This is a genomic window from Candidatus Rhabdochlamydia sp. T3358, from assembly GCF_901000775.1.
GTDB lineage: Bacteria > Chlamydiota > Chlamydiia > Chlamydiales > Rhabdochlamydiaceae > Rhabdochlamydia.
Genome location: NZ_CAAJGQ010000011.1, coordinates 1 through 25,806, shown reverse-complemented (window position 1 = coordinate 25,806; position 25,806 = coordinate 1). Strand labels below are relative to the sequence as shown.

30 protein-coding genes, 2 tRNA genes and 1 pseudogene are annotated in these 25,806 nt (G+C 35.3%); 16 read left to right on the top strand and 17 right to left on the bottom strand.

Features of this window, described 5'->3' with window-relative positions:
• Window positions 1-2 precede the first annotated feature (2 nt).
• Together nusA and rpsA are read right to left on the bottom strand one after the other, a co-directional pair.
• Window positions 3-1,280, bottom strand: a complete 1,278-nt coding sequence (nusA, locus tag RHTP_RS02820; protein ID WP_138106615.1) for a transcription termination factor NusA — start codon at window positions 1,278-1,280, stop codon at window positions 3-5.
• A 130-nt stretch (window positions 1,281-1,410) separates the two neighbouring features.
• Window positions 1,411-3,243 (bottom strand): 30S ribosomal protein S1, encoded by a 1,833-nt coding sequence (gene rpsA / locus RHTP_RS02815; RefSeq protein WP_138106614.1) that lies wholly within the window; start codon window positions 3,241-3,243, stop codon window positions 1,411-1,413.
• Between the two features lie 177 nt (window positions 3,244-3,420).
• On the opposite strand from rpsA, the gene RHTP_RS02810 reads away from it, so the two are divergent.
• The 11 genes from RHTP_RS02810 (at window position 3,421) to rfbA (ending at window position 13,165) form a co-directional block, all read left to right on the top strand.
• Window positions 3,421-4,206, top strand: coding sequence for an aspartate kinase (locus RHTP_RS02810; protein ID WP_138106613.1), 786 nt, complete (start codon window positions 3,421-3,423; stop codon window positions 4,204-4,206).
• Between the two features lie 10 nt (window positions 4,207-4,216).
• Window positions 4,217-6,151, top strand: coding sequence for a hypothetical protein (locus RHTP_RS02805; RefSeq protein WP_138106612.1), 1,935 nt, complete (start codon window positions 4,217-4,219; stop codon window positions 6,149-6,151).
• A 53-nt stretch (window positions 6,152-6,204) separates the two neighbouring features.
• The gene (rpe, locus tag RHTP_RS02800; protein WP_138106611.1) at window positions 6,205-6,867 is read left to right on the top strand and encodes a ribulose-phosphate 3-epimerase; all 663 of its coding nucleotides are present in this window, start codon (window positions 6,205-6,207) and stop codon (window positions 6,865-6,867) included.
• A gap of 5 nt (window positions 6,868-6,872) precedes the next feature.
• Window positions 6,873-7,835, top strand: coding sequence for a gluconeogenesis factor YvcK family protein (locus RHTP_RS02795; protein ID WP_138106610.1), 963 nt, complete (start codon window positions 6,873-6,875; stop codon window positions 7,833-7,835).
• Entirely contained in the window at window positions 7,819-8,490 is a 672-nt protein-coding gene (locus tag RHTP_RS02790; protein WP_138106609.1) for an HAD family hydrolase, read from the top strand. Before RHTP_RS02795 ends, RHTP_RS02790 begins: the two co-directional genes overlap by 17 nt.
• A 45-nt stretch (window positions 8,491-8,535) precedes the next feature.
• Window positions 8,536-9,093, top strand: coding sequence for an elongation factor P (locus RHTP_RS02785; RefSeq protein ID WP_138106608.1), 558 nt, complete (start codon window positions 8,536-8,538; stop codon window positions 9,091-9,093).
• A gap of 12 nt (window positions 9,094-9,105) precedes the next feature.
• Window positions 9,106-9,573: an acetyl-CoA carboxylase biotin carboxyl carrier protein gene (gene accB / locus RHTP_RS02780; protein WP_138106607.1), complete on the top strand. Its 468-nt coding sequence runs from the start codon at window positions 9,106-9,108 to the stop codon at window positions 9,571-9,573.
• Window positions 9,574-9,602: 29 nt separating this feature from the next.
• Window positions 9,603-10,970 carry an acetyl-CoA carboxylase biotin carboxylase subunit gene (accC, locus tag RHTP_RS02775; protein WP_138106606.1) on the top strand — a complete coding sequence of 456 codons (1,368 nt, stop codon included), beginning with the start codon at window positions 9,603-9,605 and terminating at the stop codon, window positions 10,968-10,970.
• Window positions 10,971-11,519 carry a phosphoribosyltransferase gene (locus tag RHTP_RS02770; RefSeq protein ID WP_138106605.1) on the top strand — a complete coding sequence of 183 codons (549 nt, stop codon included), beginning with the start codon at window positions 10,971-10,973 and terminating at the stop codon, window positions 11,517-11,519.
• Window positions 11,520-11,616: 97 nt separating this feature from the next.
• On the top strand, window positions 11,617-12,261 hold the full coding sequence (locus RHTP_RS02765; protein WP_138106604.1) for a phosphoribosyltransferase: 645 nt from the start codon (window positions 11,617-11,619) through the stop codon (window positions 12,259-12,261).
• Between the two features lie 13 nt (window positions 12,262-12,274).
• Window positions 12,275-13,165, top strand: coding sequence for a glucose-1-phosphate thymidylyltransferase RfbA (rfbA, locus tag RHTP_RS02760; protein ID WP_138106603.1), 891 nt, complete (start codon window positions 12,275-12,277; stop codon window positions 13,163-13,165).
• Here rfbA and RHTP_RS02755 read toward each other — a convergent pair.
• The 10 genes and pseudogenes from RHTP_RS02755 to RHTP_RS02715 all read right to left on the bottom strand — a co-directional run bounded on the left by RHTP_RS02755 (window position 13,155) and on the right by RHTP_RS02715 (window position 18,544).
• Window positions 13,155-14,051, bottom strand: coding sequence for a YitT family protein (locus RHTP_RS02755; RefSeq protein WP_138106602.1), 897 nt, complete (start codon window positions 14,049-14,051; stop codon window positions 13,155-13,157). The two genes, rfbA and RHTP_RS02755, sit on opposite strands and share 11 nt — an antisense overlap.
• A gap of 70 nt (window positions 14,052-14,121) precedes the next feature.
• Window positions 14,122-14,195 (bottom strand) — tRNA-Asp (locus RHTP_RS02750).
• Between the two features lie 15 nt (window positions 14,196-14,210).
• Window positions 14,211-14,283, bottom strand: a tRNA-Val gene (locus tag RHTP_RS02745).
• Window positions 14,284-14,376: 93 nt separating this feature from the next.
• Window positions 14,377-14,511, bottom strand: a complete 135-nt coding sequence (locus RHTP_RS09040; protein ID WP_256360125.1) for a hypothetical protein — start codon at window positions 14,509-14,511, stop codon at window positions 14,377-14,379.
• Between the two features lie 30 nt (window positions 14,512-14,541).
• Window positions 14,542-14,655: pseudogene (locus RHTP_RS02740) on the bottom strand (IS3 family transposase); the annotation flags it as partial.
• Between the two features lie 39 nt (window positions 14,656-14,694).
• Window positions 14,695-15,198: a hypothetical protein gene (locus RHTP_RS02735; RefSeq protein WP_138106601.1), complete on the bottom strand. Its 504-nt coding sequence runs from the start codon at window positions 15,196-15,198 to the stop codon at window positions 14,695-14,697.
• Window positions 15,199-15,222: 24 nt separating this feature from the next.
• Window positions 15,223-15,831, bottom strand: a complete 609-nt coding sequence (locus RHTP_RS02730) for a hypothetical protein (protein ID WP_138106600.1) — start codon at window positions 15,829-15,831, stop codon at window positions 15,223-15,225.
• 243 nt (window positions 15,832-16,074) lie between these two features.
• Window positions 16,075-16,578 (bottom strand): hypothetical protein, encoded by a 504-nt coding sequence (locus tag RHTP_RS02725; protein ID WP_138106599.1) that lies wholly within the window; start codon window positions 16,576-16,578, stop codon window positions 16,075-16,077.
• Between the two features lie 24 nt (window positions 16,579-16,602).
• Entirely contained in the window at window positions 16,603-18,219 is a 1,617-nt protein-coding gene (locus tag RHTP_RS02720) for a hypothetical protein (protein WP_138106598.1), read from the bottom strand.
• Between the two features lie 37 nt (window positions 18,220-18,256).
• On the bottom strand, window positions 18,257-18,544 hold the full coding sequence (locus RHTP_RS02715) for a hypothetical protein (protein ID WP_138106597.1): 288 nt from the start codon (window positions 18,542-18,544) through the stop codon (window positions 18,257-18,259).
• Between the two features lie 278 nt (window positions 18,545-18,822).
• On the opposite strand from RHTP_RS02715, the gene RHTP_RS02710 reads away from it, so the two are divergent.
• Both RHTP_RS02710 and RHTP_RS02705 read left to right on the top strand, forming a co-directional pair.
• Window positions 18,823-19,125 carry an RHS repeat domain-containing protein gene (locus RHTP_RS02710; protein ID WP_171005713.1) on the top strand — a complete coding sequence of 101 codons (303 nt, stop codon included), beginning with the start codon at window positions 18,823-18,825 and terminating at the stop codon, window positions 19,123-19,125.
• A gap of 37 nt (window positions 19,126-19,162) precedes the next feature.
• Complete coding sequence (locus tag RHTP_RS02705; protein WP_138106595.1) at window positions 19,163-19,558, top strand: hypothetical protein; 396 nt, start codon at window positions 19,163-19,165, stop codon at window positions 19,556-19,558.
• A 34-nt stretch (window positions 19,559-19,592) separates the two neighbouring features.
• Here the strand turns inward: RHTP_RS02705 and RHTP_RS02700 are convergent, their stop codons facing one another.
• Complete coding sequence (locus RHTP_RS02700; protein ID WP_138106594.1) at window positions 19,593-19,841, bottom strand: SurE domain-containing protein; 249 nt, start codon at window positions 19,839-19,841, stop codon at window positions 19,593-19,595.
• 336 nt (window positions 19,842-20,177) lie between these two features.
• Between RHTP_RS02700 and RHTP_RS02695 the strand changes: the two genes are divergently transcribed.
• Window positions 20,178-20,645: a hypothetical protein gene (locus tag RHTP_RS02695; protein ID WP_138106593.1), complete on the top strand. Its 468-nt coding sequence runs from the start codon at window positions 20,178-20,180 to the stop codon at window positions 20,643-20,645.
• Between the two features lie 46 nt (window positions 20,646-20,691).
• The gene (locus tag RHTP_RS02690; protein ID WP_138106592.1) at window positions 20,692-21,108 is read left to right on the top strand and encodes a hypothetical protein; all 417 of its coding nucleotides are present in this window, start codon (window positions 20,692-20,694) and stop codon (window positions 21,106-21,108) included.
• Window positions 21,109-21,208: 100 nt separating this feature from the next.
• Here the strand turns inward: RHTP_RS02690 and RHTP_RS02685 are convergent, their stop codons facing one another.
• From RHTP_RS02685 to RHTP_RS02670, 4 genes are all read right to left on the bottom strand, one after another.
• Window positions 21,209-22,006 (bottom strand): IS3 family transposase, encoded by a 798-nt coding sequence (locus tag RHTP_RS02685; RefSeq protein ID WP_171005712.1) that lies wholly within the window; start codon window positions 22,004-22,006, stop codon window positions 21,209-21,211.
• 23 nt (window positions 22,007-22,029) lie between these two features.
• On the bottom strand, window positions 22,030-22,293 hold the full coding sequence (locus tag RHTP_RS02680) for a transposase (RefSeq protein WP_138106590.1): 264 nt from the start codon (window positions 22,291-22,293) through the stop codon (window positions 22,030-22,032).
• A 322-nt stretch (window positions 22,294-22,615) separates the two neighbouring features.
• Window positions 22,616-24,238: a hypothetical protein gene (locus RHTP_RS02675; protein WP_138106589.1), complete on the bottom strand. Its 1,623-nt coding sequence runs from the start codon at window positions 24,236-24,238 to the stop codon at window positions 22,616-22,618.
• A gap of 43 nt (window positions 24,239-24,281) precedes the next feature.
• Window positions 24,282-24,863, bottom strand: a complete 582-nt coding sequence (locus tag RHTP_RS02670) for a hypothetical protein (RefSeq protein WP_138106588.1) — start codon at window positions 24,861-24,863, stop codon at window positions 24,282-24,284.
• A gap of 170 nt (window positions 24,864-25,033) precedes the next feature.
• Here RHTP_RS02670 and RHTP_RS02665 point away from each other — a divergent pair.
• Window positions 25,034-25,806 (top strand): transposase (locus RHTP_RS02665; protein WP_138106587.1); only part of this gene is annotated, 773 nt, incomplete at its 3' end.

The following is a 25,806-nucleotide window of genomic DNA, read 5'->3' as shown; positions in this document are numbered from 1 at the left end:
TCTTAACCTCTTTTTTTGCGAATTTTTTCTAAAATTTTGTCAGCCATTTCCAAACTGATTTCCGGTATAATCGCCAATTGTTCAGGTGTTGCATTTAACACTTTTCGAGGAGTATCATATCCAGCACTAATTAAGCTTTCGATAATCATTCTGCTACTAACTTCTTCAATGGTAAGCGGCTCATCTAAAGTGGGATCATCGGCAGAAGCCATTGCTGCGCGCTCCAGATTCATAGTAGCTTTATAATGGCTCATTTTTTGTATTTGCAGGTCAGAACCGCATAGTTCTCCATTTAAACGAGCATTTCTTCCACCTTTGCCCAGAGCTGCAGGGTAGTCCTCATCATTAATCACGATAGTGATGATATTTCTTTGTTCATCAATGATCATTTTTTTAATTTCAATAGGCGCTAGTGAGGAGCTAAGCAAAGTAGTAGTGTTACTGCTAAAAGGGATGATATCAATTTTTTCATTGTTTAGCTCGCGTATGATGTTTTTGACTCGATTCCCACGTACTCCTACACAAGCTCCAACAGGATCTACTTTTGTATCTTGGGAACTCACTGCGATTTTTGTACGGTAGCCAGCTGCACGCACTATTTTTTCTATAACAATGATATCATCAGCAATTTCGGGAACTTCTTGTGAAAATAATTGCGCAACAAATTCAGGGTGGCTACGAGATAAAACCACTTCGGCTCCGCCATTTTCTGTATCTCTTACTTCAAATAGAAGGGCTTGTACTCGGTCACCTACTTTATAGACTTCTGTTTTTGGATAAAATCGGCTAGGTAAAATAGCTTCAACTTTTCCTAAGTCAATGATCAAGGTTGCTTCTCTAATGACTTTTTTTACTGTACCCGAAACAATTTCATTGATCCGATGACGGTATTCTTCATAAATCACATCTCTTTCTGCATGACGTAGTTTTTGAGAGATGATTTGACCTGCTGTGTGTGCGGCAATTCTACCAAAGTCTTGTGGAATAACAGAAATGTCAACCCACTGTCCTAATTCACAATCAGGATGAAGCACGCGTGCTTCCGCAAGAGAGATCTCTTCTTCTGGAATAGTAACGAGTTCTACCACTTCTTTTTGGGCTGTTACATTAATATCCCCTGTTTTAGGATTAACCTGTACAGAGACATTAATCAAACCGCCGTGGATACTTTTGCGAGCAGCCACATATAGCGATTCTTCGATCGCAGAAATTACCACATCTCGTTTAATTCCTTTTTCTCTCTCAAGATATTCGAAGATTGCGACTAGATCTTTGTTCATCTTGCCTCTTTTTCTCTTAGTGTTTACTACGACTTAAATAATTAGTCAGAGTCAGTGTTTTTATTGTTTAAGATAAAATATATCAGTTCAGTACAAATTAAAAATTTTTAATTTGTACTGAACTATACTTTTACTCTTCTGGGGAGTTATTAGTTTCTTTCGAAGAGATTTTTTTACGCTTTTTATCGTGCTCTTTATCTTCATCGATTGCGTTCTCTAGAGCTTCTTCTAAAGAGGTTTTTATCCGTTTTTTGTCATGAGAGTGTGCTTTACATCCTCCTACGACAATATCATCTCTATTAAATTTATTTTTATCAATTAAGTACTCTTTAATAGATAAGCCAATTTTTTTATGTTCAGGGTCAAGCTTGATTACTTTAGCTGTAATTTCTTCTCCTTTATTAACCACTTCCTCTACTTTTCCAAATGGTTGATCGGAGAGTTCTGTCACATGTACCAGAGCTTCAATTCCATTGGGAAGCTCTATAAAAGCCCCAAAAGCTGTAATTTTTGTGACAATCCCTTGAACTAAAGATCCAATAGGCATAGTTTTTTCAATGCTCTCCCAAGGATTACTGCTTAGCTGCTTTAGGCCAAGAGTAATTTTTTTACTTTCTTTGTCTACGGATAAAATCACAGCGTCTACTCTATCTCCTTTCTTAAGCACTTCTGAAGGATGTGACACTTTTTTAATCCAGCTCAAATCAGAAATATGAATTAACCCATCTACGCCTGGCTCTAGCTCTACGAAAGCGCCATAGTTGGTCAAGTTGCGAATTTCTGCATTCACGCAGCAATCACAAGGGTATTTTTTTTCTACATCGTCCCATGGATTTTTCTCTGTTTGTTTAAGTCCAAGGGAAATCTTCCCTTCTTCTTTTTGAACAGAGAGAACAATAGCCTCTACTTCATCTCCTTTATTCACAACTTCGCTAGGGTCTGTTACATTTTTTACCCAAGACATCTCTGACACGTGAATGAGCCCTTCAATGCCTGGTTCAATTTCAATAAAAGCCCCATAAGGAACAAGGTTAACAATTTTACCTTTTACACGTGTGCCTGAAGGATATTTTTTTTCAATTTCTTCCCAAGGATTAGTTTCTTTCTGCTTCATTCCTAAAGCAACGCGGCCCTTTTCTTTATCGACATGCAGAATGATTACTTCTAACTCTTGTCCTAAAGAGACCATCTCGGACGGGTGTTTAATTCTCTTCCAGGTCATGTCTGTGATGTGCAGTAAGCCATCGATCCCATCAAGGTCTAAGAAAACCCCGAAATCGGTAATGTTTTTCACGCAACCCTTGCAGATTTCTCGTTCATGAATGTTTTCTAAGAGCTCTGCTTTACGTGAGATACGCTCTTCTTCTAAAATTTCACGACGGGATACAACAATATTTTTACGCTCTGTATTGATCTTTAAGATTTTAAAGTCGTAGGTTTGCCCAAGAAACTCATCGAGATTTTTGATGCGTTTATTATCAATTTGAGAACCTGGTAGAAAGGCTTCCATACCAATATCCACCATGAGGCCGCCTTTTACCTTGCGAATAACCTTCCCTTTGACAATAGAGCCTTCTTTACAATGATGTACAATATACTCCCACTGCCTTTGGCGACGAGCTTTTTCTCGAGAAAGCACGATTTGGCCATCTTCTCCTTCTGCCTGGTCAAGATATACTTCAATTAAGCTGTTTTCATCGAGTTCTTCATTGTCAGAGAATTCGTTAATTGGAACAAGTCCTTCAGATTTTAACCCCACATCTATGATTACAAAGTCTTTTGTAATTTCTACAATTTGACCCGTCAAAATTTGACCGGTATTCATTAACGCGACGGAACCTTTCCCGGCAATTTCCTCTTTTTTATTGAGTAAATTTTTGAATTGTTTGGCTTCTTCCTCTTGAAACTCAACATCATCGATGATGTTACTTACATTCCAGTCGTTTAATTCTTTGTTAGACATTTAAGGGTTTCTCCTGCGTTTTATTGAAAGGAGAAAGACTATCAAATGATTCGTAATAAAATCAATCGTAATTTCACCTTCATTCTCTGGATGGGGGTAAGATGTAAAATCAGATTGTCAAGTATTGCATGTTAGTTAAAATTAATCTTCTTAAAATTTTAAGCTTATAGATTATTTATGAAAAAAATTGTTTTAAAATTTGGAGGGGCTGCTTTAGCTGATTTGGGATCTTTTTGTAGAATTTGCCAAATCATAAAAGCTAAGCTAAGCTCTTACTCTGTTTGCGTTGTGGTGAGTGCAATGCAAGGCGTAACCGACCAACTTCTCCAATTGGCCAGGAAAATGGATCCTAGCCCCCACACAAGAGAATTAGATATGCTTTCTTCCACAGGGGAGATCTTTAGTATGACTCTTCTAGCAATGGCTCTTCACAAAGAAGGGATAGAGGCTATTAGCTTAACAGGAGAACAAGCCGGTATTATTACTTCCTCATGTCATGGAAATGCAAAGATTATCGATGTAAATAAAGAGCGATTATCCAGAGAATTAGAATCAGGGAAGGTAGTGATTGTAGCTGGTTTTCAAGGGGTTAGTAAAAAAAAAGAGATTACCACTTTAGGTAGAGGTGGTTCTGATATAACAGCTGTTGCTCTTGCCATTGCACTTTCCTCTGAAATTGTTCAATTCTATAAAGATGTTAAGGGGATTTATTCGATGGATCCAAAAATCCATCCCGATGCGGAACTGTTAAAAAACGTTTCGTATGAAAAAGCACTAGAATTAGTAAAAAATCAAAATAAAATTATTCATCCTCGCTGTATTGCTTTGGCTGCAGCTCATCAAATTAGCCTACAAGTGCTCTCTTTTCTTCATCCAAATTCCATAGGAACTACAGTTAGTGATTTGAGCTGTGCAAAAAAACCAAATTTTTTGTATGAATGGAAGCACAGCTATTTATCTTAAAAGAGGTGCTATGCAAAATCTTTTGAAAATCCCATCAAATATTTTTGATATAGTTACGATTCTTAACCAAAGCACAAAGGATGATGGTGATCTTTTCTACTTTGGTAAATTACGAGATGCATTAATGGAATATATTTCCTTTGAAGAAATAGAAGAAGCAAAAGGCGATTTATGCAGAGAATTTATACAGAAAATCCCACTTATTCAGACTTCTTTCAAAGGAGAAGGTCCTTATTTTTTTAAGATTTCATTGCTCTGTAAAAGAATAGGAAATCCTGCAAAGTTTTTTTATGAAATGATTGATCGATGGTTGCTTCCAGGAAAAAAACCCCATATTTGTTCTTTTTTTAGCTGTGATTTTATTTTTTCTTATTCTGGTTCTGATCCTTTTTGTCTATCCGAAATGATTATTTCCACCAATAATGAGAGTGAGTTAAAAAAAATGCATAATAACCTCTTATTTTTACAGAATGAAATTCGCTTAGGTTCAACTTCTGTCTATCAGGCAAGTTGCATTTTAGAAAATAAAGGGTTATCTGCTGATCAGAAAAACTTATTCATTCAAGAAAGAATTTCCCTGCTGATTCAAAAAAGACCACAAGATTTTGATTATGATATCTTTCACCAGATGCAACATTTTTTATTTAATACAAGACAAGAATTTAAAGCATATCGCGATTGTACGCATATGGCTCGCATTATATCGGTATTTTATTTATTAAAACGTGCATTAGTTAGGCAAATAGAAAATTGTGTTGAGAGATTGATTAAAGTCAAATTGCGCAAAACTTGGTTACAACTGCCTTTAGGCTTTAAAAAAGTTTTAGGGGTATTTCTCGCTATTCATTTTCTAAACGATGACGAACAGTTTGAACAGGTTCATTGCATGAGAATGATTAAAAGCTGTTTTCCTGATTTTCATTATATCGAAGGATCTTATTTTTCTTATGCCCCTCAAGAAGGTCAGGTTCATTTAATTTATCTAGAATTAGAAAAAAAAGACACATCAGAAATTTCTTCTCAAGAGTTAAAAAAGCTTAATGAGAAACTTATAGATGAAGTAGAAAATGGCATTCATAGTTTAATGCACCCTCTATTTATACCGCGCAATGAAGAAGAGGTGATGCGTAATGTGATTCTTTTATCGAAGCAATTGCGTTATTTTCGCGATATTCCTCAGGTTATTATTAATTTTGACGAGCAACTAGAAGCGGATCTTTTATTTACAGTAATTCTTGTGCGTGTTCGTCAAGTATTGGATTCACCCATACAGCAGTTGTTTAGCTCTAAAGCCTCTTCTCTTATTTTTATTCCTGATCGGATTAAACAAGTAGGGATGCTAAGAAAAAAATATCCAAAAGAAGCTTCGGTTTTTCGTTTAAGGATTGCTTCTCGCTCTTTTATACGATCTGATCATCGAGTTGATTTATTTCAAGCGCGTCAATTTGTAGCAAGAGAACTGGAAAAAGTAGTTGGAGAGTTTAGAGATTTTAATGGGGGCATGATTACTAAACAATATGAGCGTTTTAGTGAATTAAAGAAAATGTGTTGTCGGTTAAAAAAACAAGAAAGACTGCTGTTAGAATATTTTTTTCATTCTATCTATCCCAAAGAACTCAGTACAATTTTTGATCCCTTGCGTTTAAAGGAGCTGTTTTTTTTATTTTTAGATCTATTTGAGAAAAATAAAAATAAAAAAAACAATACGCGATTTATTCACCAAATGAAACCAGGTTCTTGTTTTTTTGTTTTATCTTATTTTGATCATTCGTTAAAATCTAAAGTTTTGGAAAAAGTTGCTCAACTACAAATTTCTTCTTCTCAGCTTATTGCGGTTTTATTCCGTGCTGCGGAATGGGATTATTTATGTTATGGCTATTTAGAAGAAGATACGCAAAAGAAAATACTATTTATAAAAACTATCCAAGATGCTCTTGATTTCTGATTCAAAAGTTTTACAAAATGGAAAAATTTCTACTTAAAAACGAGTTTTAATCTATGAAACGCTCTTTGATCCAAGTTATCCCTTCTATTCTTTCCGCTGATTTTGGCAATTTGGCTTTAGAGGCTAAAAAAGCAGAAGAATGTGGTGCAGATGCATTGCATATCGATATTATGGATGGACACTTTGTTTCTAATTTAAGTTTGGGACCTAAAGCTGTTGCAGCAATTAACCGCGCAACAAACCTTTTTCTAGATGTGCATTTGATGATGTATAACCCTTACGATTACGTGGAGCAGTTTGTAAAAGCTGGTGCTGACCGCATTACTTTTCACTTTGAAGCAACCGAAGACGTAGAAGAAACCCTTCAATTTATTCAAAAATGCGGGATCGAAGCTGGCTTAGCTTTTTGTCCAGAGACAAGCCCATCTATGATGATTAAGTTTTTGGATAAATGTGATTTACTTCTTTTAATGACAGTAAATCCAGGGCGTGGCGGACAGAAATTCATGCCTGAGGTACTAGAAAAAATTCAATTTGCACGTGATATTTGTAAACAGATGAAGTTATCTCTTGCCATCCAAGTAGATGGGGGAATAAATGATCAGACAGCTCGCAAATGTGTAGAAGCAGGAGCGAATGTCTTAGTATCAGGAAGCTACATTTATAGTGCACCAAATATGGCCCAAGCAATCACTATTTTGAAAACTCTTAAGTAGTTCTTATGAAAAAAGTAGTTATAATCGGTGGTGGAACAGGTAATTTTACCGTTTTAAGAGGTTTAAAAGATTATCCTGTTGATTTAAGTGCTATTGTTTCTATGGCTGATGATGGAGGAAGCACAGGAATTTTGCGAGATGAACTAGGAGTATTACCTCCTGGAGATGTCAGGCAATGTTTGATTGCTCTTTCAAACTCTTCCAATATGATGCGCTCTTTAATGAATTATCGTTTTGAGAACGGAGGTTTAGAAGGGCATAGTTTTGGAAATCTTCTTCTTTCAGCATTAGAGAAAGTAACAGGCAGTTTTGAAAAAGCTGTAGAAGAAATGGGTAAAATTTTATTTATCAAAGGTAAAGTTATTCCTGTTACCACCCATCAGGTGCGTTTAAAAATGCTCTTAAGCAATCGAAAATTACTAGAAGGAGAAAGGGAAGTATATCTTTCTCATGAGATTGATCAAGGGTATAAAAGTATTTATCTAGAACCATTTCCTAAGGCAAATCCACATGCAATTGATGAAATTATGAATGCCGATGTGATTGTTTTAGGCCCAGGAGGGCTACATACCTCTTTAATTCCTAACTTGCTTGTTGAAGGACTAAGCGCAGCTCTTCGCGCTTCCACAGCAAAAAAAGCATTTGTGGTGAACTTAATGAACCGCAAAGGGCAAACTACCGGGTTTAAAGTCAGCAATTATTTAGAAGAAATTGTTCGTTTTATTGGGAAAGATATTTTTGATTATATTTTGGTTAATAATGAGCCCCCTCCTCAGGAATTAATAGAGGTCTATTCCGATGAAGGTCAAATTGTAGAAAATGATTTAAAAGGAGATCGAATCATAGCTTCTCCTCTTTTGGGGGGTCCAAAAGAAGTTCCTAAAAAAGATTTGTTAAAAAGAAGCCTTATTCGTCATGATTCTAAAAAATTAGCCCAAGAGTTGATAAAAATTGTTAATTATCTTTGATCTTGATGATACACTAGTTAAGACATCTGATTGTATTACACATATATTGCTGGAACGTAGCTTGCATGCAATGGTAAATAAAGGTTTTAAAGCGCATAACTTCTATCAAGCTCTCTTTCTTTTAAGAGAGCTGAATAAGCAAGCTTCAAATGCAGAAGAAGCTTTAAAAGAATTTGTTGTTAGTATGCATGAGGATTTTAAATTTATCCTTATTGGCAAAGAACAACTCACTGAGTTTACATTAGATATGCCTATTCTTCCCTTAGAATTAGCTGTTGAAACCCTGCATTTATTAAAGAAAAAAAAACATAGTTTATGTTTGGTAACAATAGGAAAAGATTCTTTGCAAAGGCAAAAATTAGAAAAAGCTGGTATTGATCCAATTCTTTTTAGTAAGATCATTGTATCTGAAGATAAAAATAAAAAGCCTCATTACGAAAAGCTTTTAGCAGAATTTAAGTATAGCCCAGAGCAAGTGATGGTTTGCGGGGATCGAATCTCTGTGGATCTTGAGCCAGCAATACAATTAAATTGCAAGACAATACATGTATTATGTGGAAGAGGCTTAAGCACTAAAGAAAAAACATCTAAAGCTAAAATCACTTATCGCATTTCGAGCTTAGTAGAGTTAAGCGACTTAAAAGAGTTAAGATAAATGATTTTAAACTAACATTTTCATTTTGAAAATATGGAAAAAACTATGATAACAGGCAATCAAATTTCTCCCGGAATGATTCTTTCTATTGACGGTAAAATGTATAAAGTAGAGTCCTGTGTTAAGGTAACCGTTGCTAAAGATAATCCTTTTGTTAAAACAACGCTTAAAGATCTTTTGACAGAAGAGGTATTGGAGAAAAATTTTAAACTCAATCAAACAGTAGCAGATGCTGCTCCTCTTGAGCGATCTCTAGAATACCTATATCTAGAAAAAGAAAATTATTTGTTCCTTGATATAGGAAATTTAGAACAGGTCTTAGTTCCCTCTCAGATTATTGGCAATAAAGTAAATTATTTGAAAGAAGGGACCTCCTTAAAAGCCATATTTTATGGCGATGCTGTTTTTTCTATTGAACTACCCCAGTTTTTAGAACTTGTTGTACTTAAAACAGAAGAAATGGAATCGGCATTAAAAATGACTAATTCTACGAAAATAGCTTTATTAGAAACTGGAGCTAAAATTGAAGTGCCTGTTTTTATCGAATCTGGAGATATTATAAAGATAGATACACAAACAAATGAATACATTCAGAGGGTTTAAGGAGGCATAAGAGTGGATTTGAAGGAAATTAAAGATTTGATGACCGCTATGCGAAAAGCAGGTATTCAAAAACTGATCATTAAAAAAAGAGAAGGAGATGAGCTACAGCTAGAAACACAAACTGACTCTAATATGTCGTCTATTGGTTCCCCATCTGCACAGCACAACAAAGAGCAGACTTTTTTCCATTCTCCTTCCGTACACTCATCAGAAAAACTTTCTCCTCTTGTAAAAGAAGAAAAACCAGGGCAACATATTACAGCTCCTTTAGTAGGTACGATTTATCATTCTGCTTCACCAGACGATGAACCGTTTGTCAAAGTAGGAGATATGGTTCAAGAGGATACGGTTCTCTGTATTATTGAAGCAATGAAGGTTATGAATGAAGTAAAAGCAGGAAAAAGCGGCAAAATTGCAGAAATTCTTGTAGAAAACGGACATCCCGTAGAATTTGGAACTAAAATGTTCCGCATTGTATAATCAATCTTCTTTTTTTAAGTGTGTGGAATATGCAGAAAGTCTTAATTGCTAATCGAGGTGAAATTGCTGTACGGATTATTCAAGCATGTCATGACTTAGGTCTACAAACAGTTGCTGTATATTCTCAGGCAGATGCAGAAGCGCTGCATGTGTTACATGCAGATGAAGCAATCTGTATAGGAGAGCCGCCTCTCTTAAAATCCTATCTCAAAATACCCAATATTTTATCTGCATGTGAAGTAACAGGGGCAGATGCCATTCATCCAGGATATGGTTTCCTAAGTGAAAATGCGAATTTTGCCTCTATTTGTGAAAGCTGTGGAGTAAACTTTATTGGGCCTTCTGCTCAAACAATCGCTCTTTTAGGAGATAAAGCTCAGGCAAAAGCCACTGCAAAAAGCGTTAAGTGTCCTGTAATACCAGGTTCAAAAGGTGTAATTTCAGATGTAAAAGAGGCATTAAAAGAAGCTAAGCAAATAGGGTTTCCTATATTTATTAAAGCATCTGCTGGTGGTGGTGGTAAAGGGATTCGTATCGCTCATACAGTTGAAGAATTTGTAAGACAGTTCTCTGCCGCAAAAACGGAAGCTGAAACCATTTTTAATAACTCAGATGTTTATCTAGAAAAAATGATTGTAAATCCTCGCCATATTGAGATACAGATCTTAGGAGATAAATATGGAAATTATGTACATTTAGGAGAAAGGGACTGCACTGTTCAGAGAAGAAGACAAAAATTAATCGAAGAAGCTCCTTCTCCTTTATTAAGCCCTTCTTTACGTAAAAAAATGGGAGAAGCTGCCATTGAAATTGTTAAGGCTGCTCATTATTATTCCGTAGGAACAGTTGAGTTTTTACTAGATGAAAATAAAAATTTCTACTTTATGGAAGTAAATACGCGTATTCAAGTGGAGCATACCATTACAGAAGAGTTAACAGGTATTGACTTAGTCAAAGAGCAGATTAAAGTAGCAATGGGTGAAAAATTGAAAATCAAGCAAAAGGATATTTGTTTTGATGGGCATGTTATTCAATGCCGAATTAATGCAGAAAAACCTGCAAATCATTTTACGCCTTGCCCTGGAGTATTAGAATATTATATTCCTCCTGTAGGTCCTCATGTGCGTGTAGATAGCGCTTGTTACTCTGGCTATCGGATTTCACCCTATTACGATTCAATGATTGCTAAATTAATTGTAAAAGGGAAAGACCGCAAAGAAGCAATTGCAGTTGCCAAAAGAGCTTTAAGGGAGTTTCATATTGGTGGGATAGATTCTACAATTGCCTTCCACTTATTTATGTTAGAAGATAAATGTTTTTTAAATAACGAGTATTTCATCGATTATATTGATCTGCTAATTGCAGAAGGATGTAATTTTACTAAACCTAAAGAATAGATGTCTATATATTCCACTTTAGAATTAGATCTACTTATCTCTATGGATGAAATTCAGGATAAGATTGCTAAAATAGCGCTCCAACTAGAAGCTGATTACAAGGATCAAGAAATTGTGATTGTTATGATCATGAAAGGTGCTATTTGTTTAGTTGCTGACTTAATAAGAGCTATTTCTTTGCCTTGTGTAGTAGAAAGCATTCAAGCAAGCAGCTATGGAGCTCGTGGGAAAATCAGAGGGAACCTGCAAATAAAGGGAATAGAAGCCCTAGATCTATTCTCTAAGAACGTACTTCTTGTTGATGATATTTTTGATTCTGGCAATACGCTCTTTCAAGTACATCAAGCGCTTGCTGAAAAAAAGCCCAAATCTTTAAAATCATTGGTTCTGCTTTCTAAAAATGTCTCTGATTTAGAGTATCAACCCGATTACCTATTATTCTCTATAGAAAACCGATTTGTGGTGGGTTATGGCTTGGATTACAAAGAATACTATCGTGGATTAAAAGGAATCTACCTTTTTAAAGAGACAACTTCAAGCCTTCAATAAAGGCCCTTAAATATTTCCTAATAAATCATTTATCAACTTGATTATAAAAATATGTTTACTTTATAACAGTGATACCAAATATGTATAGGAGAGGGATATGAATAGATTTATTGTAGGGGTTTTATTATTTACATCGGTTAGTCTTTCACAAAAAGCTTTTGCCAACATAGAAAATCCACCCATGTCGGTATATTCTTCTGTAGAAGTAGACCCATTTATTACTTATGAAGAGGTAAAAGAGAGAATTAACCAAGTAGCTAAGCAATTAGCTTTTGATTATAAAAGCGAAGAAATTGTTCTTGTGATGGTTATGAAAGGAGCTCTTTGTTTAGCTGTTGATTTAATTCGAGCGATTTCTTTTCCTTGTACTATTGAATATATGCAAACAAGTAGTTATGGAATGAAAGGAGAATATAGAGGGGGTTTAGAGATAAAAGGGGTAGAGGCTCTAAATCTAGAATCTAAAAATGTGCTTCTTGTTGATGACATTTTTGACTCTGGTAATACACTTTCCCAAGTGTATCAAGCGCTTGCTAAAAAAAATCCAAAATCTTTAAAATCACTAGTTTTAGTTTCTAGAAATATTCCTCGAGATATAGATTATCGACCTGATTATGTTCTATTTAACATAGAAGAAGAAGATGGATTTATTGTAGGTTGTGGATTTGATTACAAAGAACACTATCGAGGATTAAAAGATGTTTATCTTTTAAAAGATTTACAAGCAATTTCAGATTTTTAGAAAAGGATTTTAAATGAAAGGGATTATTCTTGCAGGGGGTAAAGGCACTAGACTCTATCCTGTTACAATCGGTGTGTGTAAACAGCTCTTACCTGTATTTGATAAGCCTATGATTTATTACCCTTTAGCTGCTCTCATGCTATCTGGCATTAGAGAGATTTTACTTATTTCTAGATTAGAAGATAGACCGCATTTTCAACAGCTTTTTAAAGATGGTTCAGATTTAGGAATTTCTATTTCTTATGCACTACAAGAAAAACCAGAGGGGATTGCTCAAGCTTTTTTAATAGGAGAGTCTTTTATCAATCAAGAGAATGTAGCCTTAATTTTAGGAGATAATATTTTCTATGGCCATCAGCTTCCTCAGTTGCTAAAAGAGTCTTCTTCTTTTATGGAAGGAGCTACTATTTTCGGCTATGAGGTAAAAGATCCCCATCGTTATGGAGTATTAGAATTTGATATAAACCAAGAAATAGTTGATATCGTAGAAAAACCTCTTCATCCCAAGTCCAACTTTGCAGTTACAGGTCTTTATTATTATGATCATCAAGTAGTCTCTATTGCTAAACAGCTAAAACCATCTAGAAGAGGGGAATATGAGATTACCGATCTAAATAAGTTTTACTTAAGAAAAAAGCAACTACGGGTGAAATTATTCGAGCGTGGTTTTGCATGGTTAGATACAGGAACCCATGATGCGCTTCAGCAAGCTTCTTTATATGTAAAAACAATCCAAGAAAGACAAGGGATTTATGTTGCTTGTCTAGAAGAGATTGCCTATCAAATGGGTTTTATTGATCTAGATCAATTACAAAAAGCAGCATCGCTTTTTGTAGGTACAGATTACGGTAAGTATTTAAATAAGCTTGTACAAAAAGAGAATGTGAAATTAGCTAGGGTATAGACTTAAAACGAGAGCGTTTTTTATAAGGAGCATTGGTTTTTTTTCCATATACCACTTCATGTAGATCTTCAATGGCCATAAAAGCACTAGGATCTTCTCTTAAGACAATTTCTTTTAGCTCAGCAAGGTCTAAGCGTTCAACTATTACAAAAATAATCTCTTTAGCATCTCCAGAAAAACCTCCCTTGCCATGCATGATTGTTAAACCAAGGCCTAACTCATTAATAATGGCGTGGGAAAGCTCTTTAGATTTTGAGGACATAATAAGCACAGATTTTATTTCATCAAGGCCTACAATCACCAGGTCCATCATTTTGAAAGCAACAATATAGGTCATTAAGGACTGCAGAGCAATGTGCCAGTCTTGAAAAATCAATCCATAAGCGCCGAAGATAAATACGTTTACAAATAGAACAACCTGTCCCACTGTAAATCCCTTCTTGCGATTAATAATAATCGCTAGGATTTCCGTGCCATCTAAGCATCCTCCATGGCGAATAATGAGTCCCACTCCAACCCCTAAAATAGCACCGCCAAATACAATAATTTCTAAAGAGTCTGCTATAAAAGGAGGGGATTGGCGTAAAACACTTAAAAATCCTGCAAATAGTAATACGGCAACTAGCATGTGTATTACAAAAGATCTACGGATATATTTATATGCCAGATAGATAAAAGGTAGATTTAAAGCGATTAGAATAAAAGATAGATATCCGTCACCATATAAACGCCCAAAGATTAGAGCAATACCTACAATTCCACCGTCGATTAACTGATTAGGGATCAGAAATATTCTTACGGAAACAGCAGCTAAAAGCGCTCCTATAGTTATCCAAAGAAAACTAAGTATATGATGCTTGGTAATTTTAAAAGAAGGTTTGCTCATAATATCTACAGGATTTTTTTGCTTTAAAATACGATTTAAGCAAGATTTATAACCACTGATATTTTACAAACGCGAGAGACGGGACTTGAACCCGCAACCTCCGCCGTGACAGGGCGGCGCTCTAACCAGTTGAGCTACTCCCGCAAATGTGGTAGGTCTTGGGCGCAACAGGACTCGAACCTATGACCACCTGTGTGTAAGACAGGAGCTCTACCAACTGAGCTATGCGCCCCAAGCAACAAAGTACGTAGTTTAAACACATAAGGGTTTTTCTACAAGAAATTTTCAAATAAAAAACCTTAAAAAATAAAAGAGCTTCTGTAAATTATATGTTGTTATGACCCATTGAATCTACAACACCTAAATCATGAGCGATTTCTCTCATAGACTTACGGCTTTCTCGACGTAGCTTTACAGTGTTTATTTTAAACTCACGGTTATGTTTTTCTTGATTTTTCATAGACCTGATATTGCAACCCTTTTGTAGACACTAAGAATACAGATGTTGTTTTTCAAAATACATTTTTTCAAATTCACAAGGTGATAGATACCCTAATTTCGAGTGGCTTCTTTGCCTGTTATAAAAAACTTCAATAAATTCAAAAAAATCCTTTATCGATGTATCAATTCTGCTGTTAGTTGATCAAGTGTTATTCGCTGGTTGGTTTTTCCACTTTTCTTGACCATGTTTAGCTTCTGAAAAACTAGCTTCTGAATCTTTTTCATGTGTTTCAGAGCCGATTTTATCCAATTTGGCATAAGTCTGGTTTACTGCTGTCTGTGCTGTAGTCTTCAATATATAAAATGCTGGATCAATAGCGATCCAAATGGGACCTATGACAATTCCAAATAGAATACCTCCAATTAAACACGAACCTTTATAACGAACATTCTTAAGAAGGATCCACCCGTGTTGCCTCTGATCTGAGGATTGGTAAGGATTAAGGGTAAGTCTAAGACCATTAAACGCTAATCTCGCAATAGTGCCAGCTAGGGCAGCAGTTCTTATTAAAGTACATTTTTCAGTTGCAATCAGTGCAGGGATTCTAATCCATGCTGTTTTTCCTGTAGTTTTGTATAAGACACTAAAGATTTCATGTTCCTTTTGATAACTCCATTTTTCAAGACGAGTGATAGGAATAGACATATAATTACCTTTTTATTTTTTAGGTTAGATCATTTCTTGAATAGGCAGAGTTTTGTATTCTTCCTTGTCTCTAGTGTAGTTTTTTGCCATAGCTACTACAAGGTCTGTGTATCCTTCTCCAAGATCGATGTTTATCATTTTTAATTTATCTCGAGCCCATGTAAAGCAATTATCTCCGACTTTACCAGAAAATATACGCCATTCTTTGTCCAAAGGCTTGAATTGATAAAATTTGGAATTTTTTCCATAGAAATTAAATGGACGTCGATAGGCTGGAAAATATTGTTCTTTTTTAATAGCCTCTAACATTTTTTTTACCTTATCGCTGGATCTCATCCATATTTCTGTTCTTGTCTCATACTCCAAAGCATCTGGGGAGAAAAGACCGGATTGTATCTGGGGAGAATAATCAGCTAAATGTATAAATTTTTCACCAATTTCTACTTTCTTAGCTGTACCAATCTGAGGAGCCTCTTCATCATAAAACCCATCATTGATTCCCTCTATGATAATTCTTGCGTGATTTCCTTCCGAACCCGTGTGTGTAACCAGCGTCACAGCCCAAGTAAATTTACTAACACGCACTCTCTCATCAATTACACTTGGGAGACTGATTGGTTCAATTTCAATCAATAAAGGTTTGTGAATTTGTGGAGATAATAGTTCTTTCTTTTTTTCGAATAATGCAGTTTTTTCTAAATAAGACTCTATACTTATCTTTGTGAAAAAATACCCACCAATAGTAAGAGCTGCTATTGCGCTGCAACTAAAAGTAAGAGCTCCTGTATAAACTACTGTAGTTCCTGCAGCAAGAGATCCAAAGATATCCCCACCAAAAAAATCCTTTATCGATGTATTAATTCTGCTGTTAGTTGATCAAGTGTTATTCGCTGGTTGGTTTTTCCACTTTTCTTGACCATGTTTAGCTTCTGAAAAAGTAGCTTCTAAAGCCTGGTCATGTGCTTTAGTATCAATTGTTCCTGCTTCAGCATGAATCCAGTCTACTTTTGCCCGTTCTGCAAATAACAGTATGTAAAATTTTGAGTCAATAGAGATCCAAATGGGACCTATGACTATCCCAAATAGAATATCTCCAATTAAATCCAAAGCTTTATAACGAACATTCTTAAGAAGGATCCACCCGTGCTGCCTCTGATCTGAGGATTGGTAAGGATTAAGGGTAAGTCTAAGACCATTAAACGCTAATCTCGCAATAGTGCCAGCTAGGGCAGCAGTTCTTATTAAAGTACATTTTTCAGTTGCAATCAGTGCAGGGATTCTAATCCATGTTGTTTTTCCTGTAGTTTTGTATAAGACACTAAAGATTTCATGTTCCTTTTGATAACTCCATTTTTCAAGACGAGTGATAGGAATAGACATATAATTACCTTTTTATTTTTTAGGTTAGATCATTTCTTGAATAGGCAGAGTTTTGTATTCTTCCTTGTCTCTAGTGTAGTTTTTTGCCATAGCTACTACAAGGTCTGTGTATCCTTCTCCAAGATCGATGTTTATCATTTTTAATTTATCTCGAGCCCATGTAAAGCAATTATCTCCGACTTTACCAGAAAATATACGCCATTTTTTTCCCCAAGGAGTGAATTGATAAAATTTGGAATTTTTTCCATAGAAATTAAATGGACGTCGATAGGCTGGAAAATATTGTTCTTTTTTAATAGCCTCTAACATTTTTTTTACCTTATCGCTGGATCTCATCCATATTTCTGTTCTTGTCTCATACTCCAAAGCATCTGGGGAGAAAAGACCGGATTGTATCTGGGGAGAATAATCAGCTAAATGTATAAATTTTTCACCAATTTCTACTTTCTTAGCTGTACCAATCTGAGGAGCCTCTTCATCATAAAACCCATCATTGATTCCCTCTATGATAATTCTTGCGTGATTTCCTTCCGAACCCGTGTGTGTAACCAGCGTCACAGCCCAAGTAAATTTACTAACACGCACTCTCTCATCAATTACACTTGGGAGACTGATTGGTTCAATTTCAATCAATAAAGGTTTGTGAATTTGTGGAGATAATAGTTCTTTCTTTTTTTCGAATAATGCAGTTTTTTCTAAATAAGACTCTATACTTATCTTTGTGAAAAAATACCCACCAATAGTAAGAGCTGCTATTGCGCTGCAACTAAAAGTAAGAGCTCCTGTATAAACTACTGTAGTTCCTGCAGCAAGAGATCCAAAGACACCACCGCCAAAAAAATCCTTTACAGCCGTTGCTCCAGCGCCAATTACACTTTTTGCTGCATAAACAGCAGCAGGCCCAACCCCAAGTATTGATGTTAGATCTACAGCCTCAGACTTTTTTAATTCAGGAAGCATAAGTTCCTTATAAGATGTAACTAGTGCTTCATGCTCTTTTAATAGATTATTAGGACTAATCACCCTTACTTTAAAATCACTGATTAAACGGTACAAAAGAGATGGATTGCTCAAACCCTCTTTTTTTATTTTTTCAATCAGAGCAATTGTTTCCGGATGACATCTTAGGGAGGGAATGGTGGCTTCTTGAAAGTGATGGAAAGAACATTCTTTGGTGATTCTTTGGAAGACATTCCAAACCAAACCTTCAATTCCAAGAGTCAGACTAACCCTTACAGTAGGGTCATATTTCCATTTGTGATAATTAGAAAAACAATTGACAAACCTACCCTCAAAAGGTAGCGACTCTTGAGGTTCCAAAGCAGAGTCTCTATTGGCATTTTTCCAGGTATGGAAATTTTGTAAAAAATTTGCAATCCCATTTTCATCTACTATGGCTTTGCATGTTTTGATGTAAGAAATAGTTTCCTCTATGCTTTCAGATGCTGGAATTTCAATGCAGCCTGTATAGATCTCTTCTTTGTCTTTGTTCATTGTTTTATACTCTAGGAAAGGATTCCCTAGAGCATCTTGTTTTTTCATTAAATAGACCACGCAATCATTGACATTCCACTGATAAATAATTTCTTTTTCTCGATGGATAGGAAATGAAGGTAAATTATATGTGCCAACTGGGTTCATAAAAAATAGTATTTTTTGCTTTTATTTAGAGATAAATCTAGGATCCTGAAGAAGGCTTTAAGTAATTAAATACAGCACCAACAACCTTTTTAGTTGTTAAATCAACACACGTATCAATTGATGAGTTTACAGCTTGCTTGCTGATATCCTTGCTTTGATCATTAGTCGAAAGACATTTTTCAATACAAGCCGCTACTTGGGTTTTTAAAGCGTCTTTAACTGGAGCAGATTGTATATGAGCAGCCTGATGTGCTTGTTCTTGCAAAGCTCTTAAGATTGCATTGTTTCTTGTTACAATTGCTGTATTTCCTACCGGTGATGACATAAAAACTCCAAATTTTAGATTTAATAGGGTTAAAAGATGTTGTAGTATAACAAACAAGTATTTTAACATAAAGTAAAAAAAAACTATAAGAAATCTTAAAAAATTGCGCTCAAGAGTAATTTAGGATCAAAAAAAGGTAGAAAAATTCTAGTGCTCTAATTCAAGTACGCTTTAATTGGTTTTCGTAACAACACATGCATAATCATTGCAAAGTATATATTACGTATAAAACATTTGTAAAACCGTTATTTTATGCTTAATGCAAGTGACTTTTGATCTTGCTGCCCTTTAACGGACAGATCATATCAATAGAATATGATCATCAAGGTACAAGTTTTGGAGAAATAAGCTACTCTTATGACCGAAAAGGAAATGTTTTATCAAAAACCGATCCTTTTGGATTAACATCGAATTTTGTATATGATGAAAATGACCATTTAATCGAAGTAATCGACGCTATGGGGAATAGGAGCTTCTATGAATATAATTCATTTGGCAATTTGATTAAAATCATCTTGCCAAATGGTTCAGTTAGAGAGATCCAATATGATGAATTTGAGCGCCCTATTTCTTTGAAATGATGTATAATATATAACCAGCATAACTTAACGCTTTTGCATGAAAAAATTATTTATTGTTCTTATCTTAGTGGGTTGTAATCCCAGTTCCTATGAAGATTTTCAACTAGAAGGGGATGCTCATTGTCGAAAAATGCTTAATACATTGAAATGTATTCAAGATCGTCAGCAATTGATACAAGCTCAACCTATTTTAAGGCAGCATTTTGAAGATTTAGTCGATTTAATGATAGCAGCTCGTAAATTTCAACAAAATAGTTTAGAAGCCAAAGAGTTTTATCCTTCTTTTTATAGTATAGCTTTAAAAGAGGAATTAAAAAGACTTTATGAGATAGAGGGTGGAAGAGAAATTGTAGAAAGAACGCAGAAACAGGCTTTTCTGCGTTTAGGTGCGTTGGAAAGACACATTGCAAAAAAACAAGTTAAAGCTCGGTGAGAGTTGGTTTAGAATTCACAAAATGCTCAAAAGGTTATTTTCTTTCTAAAAGCAATGCTTTATCTGTTAAATGATTGACATGAATAGGAACGGCTGTGACGTATCCTTTTTCTAGTAAGTATACATCGCTTCCTTCATCTTCTTCATGCGTGCTCCATTTTCCTCCTAGCCAATAATATTCATGTCCTTCTGGATGGAGTCTTTGTTCTGGATTTTCCATCCAATAACCCATTCCTTGATGAGCTAGTTTTATGTCTTGAATTTTTTCTGCAAGAAATTTCAAATAAAAAACCCTAAAAAAATAAAAGAGCTTCTGTACAAGAGTAAGTCTTAGAAAGCACTTTGACGATTCATAGGGAAGTAAAAGCCTTAACTTTGAGAGGGCTTGTTCTGGTATAGAAAAATTTTAATGAATTAAAAGATCATTACCTTACGATGCTAACTTTTCTAAGTTTTTTCTCCTTAACTTGTTTCACTAAAGATTTAAAAGATCTTTATAAAATTTTTTATTTATTAAGAAAGTTTAATTTCGGTATCATTCATCGACTTGAAGTCGCAAGGAGTTTTAAGAATAATATGCCTACTGAGTTAAATATTGGATTCTAAAAATGAGGATTTTATGACACGAGTTTGGAAAGGTGTTCTGTTTCTGTTGTGTATTTGTTTTTTTTGTAATGCTGCGAGAGCTGATGGATTAGATTTATTTTCTCACCTTTATCTTTCTAATAAAAAATATGCAAAAAATATCGAAGTACATACTTATTTAATCACGAAGGATCAAGTTGCAAAGCTATTTAGTGAAGAGAATGCAGAGGTTATTCAAAAGACAAACAAGGAGCTTTACAATTATAGTAAAAAGGGAATTTTTCTTCTTATAAGATGTAGGAACAAAGGAGAAAATGCAGCATTTGGAATCTTAAATTGCAAAATTCCAAATCGCGGTGTTCCCATATCAATTGATATAGATACATTACATGCTGATAATTCGTTTCATGATTGTGTTATTCATATAGATGGAGGTATTGATCCCAACGATAACACACTCCCTATCATTATTTATAAATGGAAGAGCCTATATACAATGTAGGGTTAGAAAAAAGTTGCATGTGGGTTTCTAAAAATGAGGGTTTTTTATGATACGACTTTGGAAAAGTGTTCTGTTTCTGTTCTGTATTTGCTTCTTTTGTAATGTTGCGAGAGCTGATGGATTAGATTTATTTTCTCATCTTTATCTTTCTAATAAAAAATATGCGAAAAATATCGAGGTACATGCCTATTTAGTTACAAAAGAGCAAGTTGCAAAGCTATTTAGTGAAGAGAATGCAGAGGTTACTCAAAAAACAAATAAAGAACTTTATGGCCAAGAAGTTTTTCTTCTTGTTCGAGTTAAAAACAATGGAGAATATATGTCTTTTGGTCTTTTAAATTGTAAAATTTCCAATCAAGGTGTTCCGATAACAATCGAGATTGGAATGATGCCTGGAGGTGGAAATATGAAGTTTTTTCATGATTCTGTACTTTACATAGGAAAAGGTTTCATCCCTAATTGACCTGCCCCCAAATTTCGCCCATTTTAAAATGGACTAATTATTAGTTTTTAAATTTATTCTTCATAATTTCGATAAATTAGAAATTTCTTTATCAAACACATTAACAAACTTGCTCCCTTAAAAATTCAATAGGTGTTTTATATCCTAAAGCACTGTGAGGACGAAGTTCGTTATAATCAACCCTCCATTCTTCAACAATCTTTTTTGCTTCTGACATATTTTTGAAGGCATTTTGGTTTAAACACTCTTCTCGAAATTTTCCGTTAAAGCTCTCAATGTGCCCATTTTCCATTGGTCTTCCCGGAGGAATATACTCCAGGTTGATTCCTTTCTCATTTGCCCATTTACGAATAGCTTCTGAAGTATACTCAGGCCCGTTATCAACTTTAAGTGTCTCTGGAAGTCCTCTTTCCAAAGCTAAATTATCTAATATTTCTATCACTTTTGATGAAGGCATTGAAGTTCCTATTTCTATAACGGGACACTCTCTGCTAAACACATCAACTACGTTAAAAACCCTTAGCTTTTTACCTGTTGTAAGATTATCTGTCATAAAATCCATTGCCCATTTTTGATTCGCCCTCATGGGTAGTATCGAGGGCCTTTTTTCGTTATTTCTATAGCGTTTCTTTTTACTGGTTTTTCTCAATTTTAAATGGCTCTCCTTGTAAAGGCGATAGGTCTTTTTATGGTTTATTTTATATCCAGTTCTTCTCAGCAAAATGTGTAAACGTCTATAGCCAAACCTTTTCCTCTCATAGGCAATTTCTTTTAATTTACTCTTTATCTCTTCATTTTTGCTTGTAACTTTTTTGTAACGATAACTGGATCTTGACACATGTATAAGCTCACAAGCTCGCCTTTCACTTATTTTATGCTGTGAGTATACATGGCTCACAGCACTATTCCTAGCTTGTGAGCCTACCACTTTTTTGATACAATATCCTTTAAGGCTACTATATCAAGTTGTGCTTCCGCTAGTAGTTGTTTTAATTTTCTGTTCTCTTCTTCTAGCTTTTTTAGCCTTTTAATTTCAGGTAGTTCTAGTCCAGAGTATTTTGAACGCCATGCATAATACGTTCCTTTTGCAATATTATAACGCCTCAAAATATCTGCTATAGATCCTCCTTCTCCTTCTTTAAGTATCTGGATGATTTGTTCCTCAGTAAATCGGCTGTTCTTCATTGGCTTCTTGCTCCTTATTTAAAGGCGTCCATTTTAGCATGGATCAACTTTTGGGGAGCAGGTCAATACCTATTTGACTTATTCACATTACACAAAAAACATTTAGAGAAAGATTTAGAAGTCGACGAATAAGTGGTACTATTATCCTTAATACAAAAGCTTGTTATAAATAAATTAAATACTATGTAAGTAGAGCTCGCCTTGATTCGAGTGAGCTAAAGTTTATCCATTTAATTTCTGCTTTATTATTTAGGCCTTGGGTTATTCCAAAGCAATTGCCAAATTGCTCTAATTCCCCGAGTAAAAAAGTGGGAAATACTTTTTAAGGCCTCCGCCGCCCTGATAAAAAAAAACGGAGCGCTTGACCTGTTCCTCTAATCAAAGGAAGACTAGCCTCAGCTGCTGTACGTATTAGGCTTGTTTCTGCAATAGGAATTTCTATTTTTTCAACTTCTGCCATTTCCTTAATCGCCTTACATACTTCCTTTACTGTACGTTGTGAGGCATTCTTATTTTGCTGCTTTGCATACACAAAAAGAATCGTGTCTGTTTGAGCTATATTAGAGATAGAAACTCCATTGTCTAAACGCTCTTGGTCTGTCGGTATATAAATGCGCTCAAAAAGAGGATCAAAAGGTTTCCCCTCAGTATTATGCAGCTCTTGCACGGCTCTTTCTATAAGGTTTTTTTGATTGTTTAATATCGTGTCAGGCAACTCTCTTTTTCTGCATAGGAAAGACATAGGATGATTGCATTTAGGAGGTTCATGCGGTAAGTTATCCGACAGACTGCTCTTCTTAACTATTTGGCTATACCTCTCATCTACTAGATCCTGATAATTCCTTAAAACGATCGCTGTACAATGACGCTCTTCTTTATCAATTGTATATTCTCTTTCTACAAGTGCAGAAGAAGAAGCATAGGCTCCTAATTTCTCTAAAAGATGGGAAATCTGATGAAGATCTACCATTTTGATGGGATCATCTTTTAAACTAGTTTTAATTTTCTTACAGATTTCACGTATCTTCCAAGTGGGCATAGCATCTATTTCTTCGATATCAGCTTTTACCTGGTGTGAAGGTACTGTCTTTATTTTGTATTCAAAAAAAATAGCAGTTAAACAAGCTGGGATAAAAAGAGCCACTTTGTTGTCTCTAAGATCTTTATTAGACAGAATAAAAATACGTTTAAAAGCAGGATCAAAAGGGATCGCCCTATCAGACTCTCTCTGCTTATTGTTCATAATATTAATCACTCTTAGAAAAAATCGTTTTTGATAAGACAATTCCCTCTCGAGCTCATCAACGGTCTTGCTTTTTTCAACCCAAGATAGGGTGGAGTTAGGATGACCATTCTCAGGGACTTCATAATCTTCTAAGTTCTCAGGATAACGGTCTTCCCAAAGCTGTTTATAGCGTTGAGTTGCTAGGTCCTGATAATTTTCTAGAACTATAGAGGAATAGCTGAATTCTTTTTTATTAAGAGAGCCTCTCTGTTCAACAGAAACAAAGCCGCCGGCAAATTTCCCTATGACTTCTAAAGAGCTTTCAAGACCCTGAAGGTCTGCTAAACCATGTTTTGGCCTAAATTCAATCGTATCAGTACCATCACCATTTTTTGTAATCTTATTCTTTACGGGGTGTTGAATAGCACGCATAGTGCCCTTGAAGTCTCGTTCTTCAGCAGGGGTGAAGTCATGATCTATCCCTCCTGCCACACAGAGATTTGCGATGCCACCCGCTAAAGTCGTAGGATAATTGACCAAGGCTTCAGATCTCTTCTCTCCAAGGGGCAACAAGCCTAATTGAGTTGCTGTAAATACTCGGTCGACTCTTTGGCAAATAGCAGAGCTAGCACTAGGATGAGCCAGCACTTCATCGCTTTGAAAAACTCCTCGAGAAGATCCTGCTGAAGATGCTCCGGAGCTTGGAATAGGTAAAGACATGGCAAACTCCTTATAGTGTTGTAACAGTGTATAATGTGCTCACCTATATTCTATCCATTTTTGGATGGTTTTGAGCTTGTGTATTTTGAGTTGAACTACCCTGAGGGGCAGAGGCTCCGTTAAGTGTTCCCCATGCTCCTTGAAGCTTCTGGGCGCTCTTTGCAATTTCATGAGCAGTTTTCAGCCCACAGTTCACTTTTTTCATTCGATGGTTCACATCTTCCATATCGATTCCTCCCAAAGTGGTTGCGACCCAATTCTTTATGCGTACAAGCCCTTTTCCGGTATCTTCAAATCCTTTTCCGACAGTTCCTCCTAAGCACATAAACCCTCCTCCGGCAGTTTTTCCTAAGTACATAGTTCCTTTTCCAGCACCTTGTATTACGTACATGATTCCTCCTCCGGCACCTTCTATTATGCTTACGCTTACTTCTCCGACACTTTTTCCTGCTCTAGAAAAACTCCTAACCCAGACTCTTCCATTGATCTCTAATCGAGATAAAGATCTATCACAGGCTATATAAAAGTTTATGATAGAACAAGCTTTTAACTCTGCCGCAAAATCATCTAAGGCTCTCTTCCTATCATCCAGGCCCATAGGGACTCCTTGAACCAAGTGTCTCATGTTGTCTTGATCAACCTCAGAGAAATTTTGCGCATAAAATATCCCTGTTAAAAAACTGTAGAGCCCGACCTCTGTACAGGACAATTTTTTAGGAGCAGATAAAAAGAATAGCCCGCAAATATGACCAGAGATCTGGCATAATACTTCTGGAAATCACTCTAAGAGGTATTATGAAACATATTTGCGAACTGAAAAATATTTTAGCAGAACATTTTGATTGGAACAAGTCTAGATTAACTGTATTAACGAATGTATTAATAGGACTATTCGTAGTAAGAACAGTAAATTTATCAGATCTTTCAACCGTTTTATATAGTGAGGCAAAAATATCATCCAATTATAAACGTCTACAAAGATTTTTTAAATGGCTTATTTCCGTAAATAATTATACTTATTTGACCATGAAATTTGTGATAATGGTTTTAGGTCTTAAAAATAAAAAAAACGATTTATCTTTAGATAGAACCGATTGGAAGTTTGGTAAGAAGCACATAAATATTCTTACATTAGGTGTTAATGTTAAAGGAGTAGCTATTCCCCTTGTCTGGATTTCATTAGGAAGAGCAGGGAATTCAAAAACGGCAGATCGTATAGAACTTTTAAAAAAAGTCATAAATGAAATAGAAATCAAATCTCTAACAGCAGATAGAGAATTCATAGGAGAAGAATGGTTCAAGTTTTTACTTCAGGCAAATATTCCTATATACATTCGGATAAAAAAAGACACTCAGGTTGTTAGAAGAAATCATCATTATACAATTTCTCTTAAAGACTTATTTGCCAAACTAAAACAAGGTAAAAAAAAGGTGCTAAAGGGACAGTATACGGTTTTAGGGCTAGAAGTTAATTTAGCAGCTTCACGGAACAACAAGGGAGAACTCTTAATAGTTCTGACTAATAGATGTCCTTATAAAGCATTAAAAATCTATAAAAAAAGATGGTC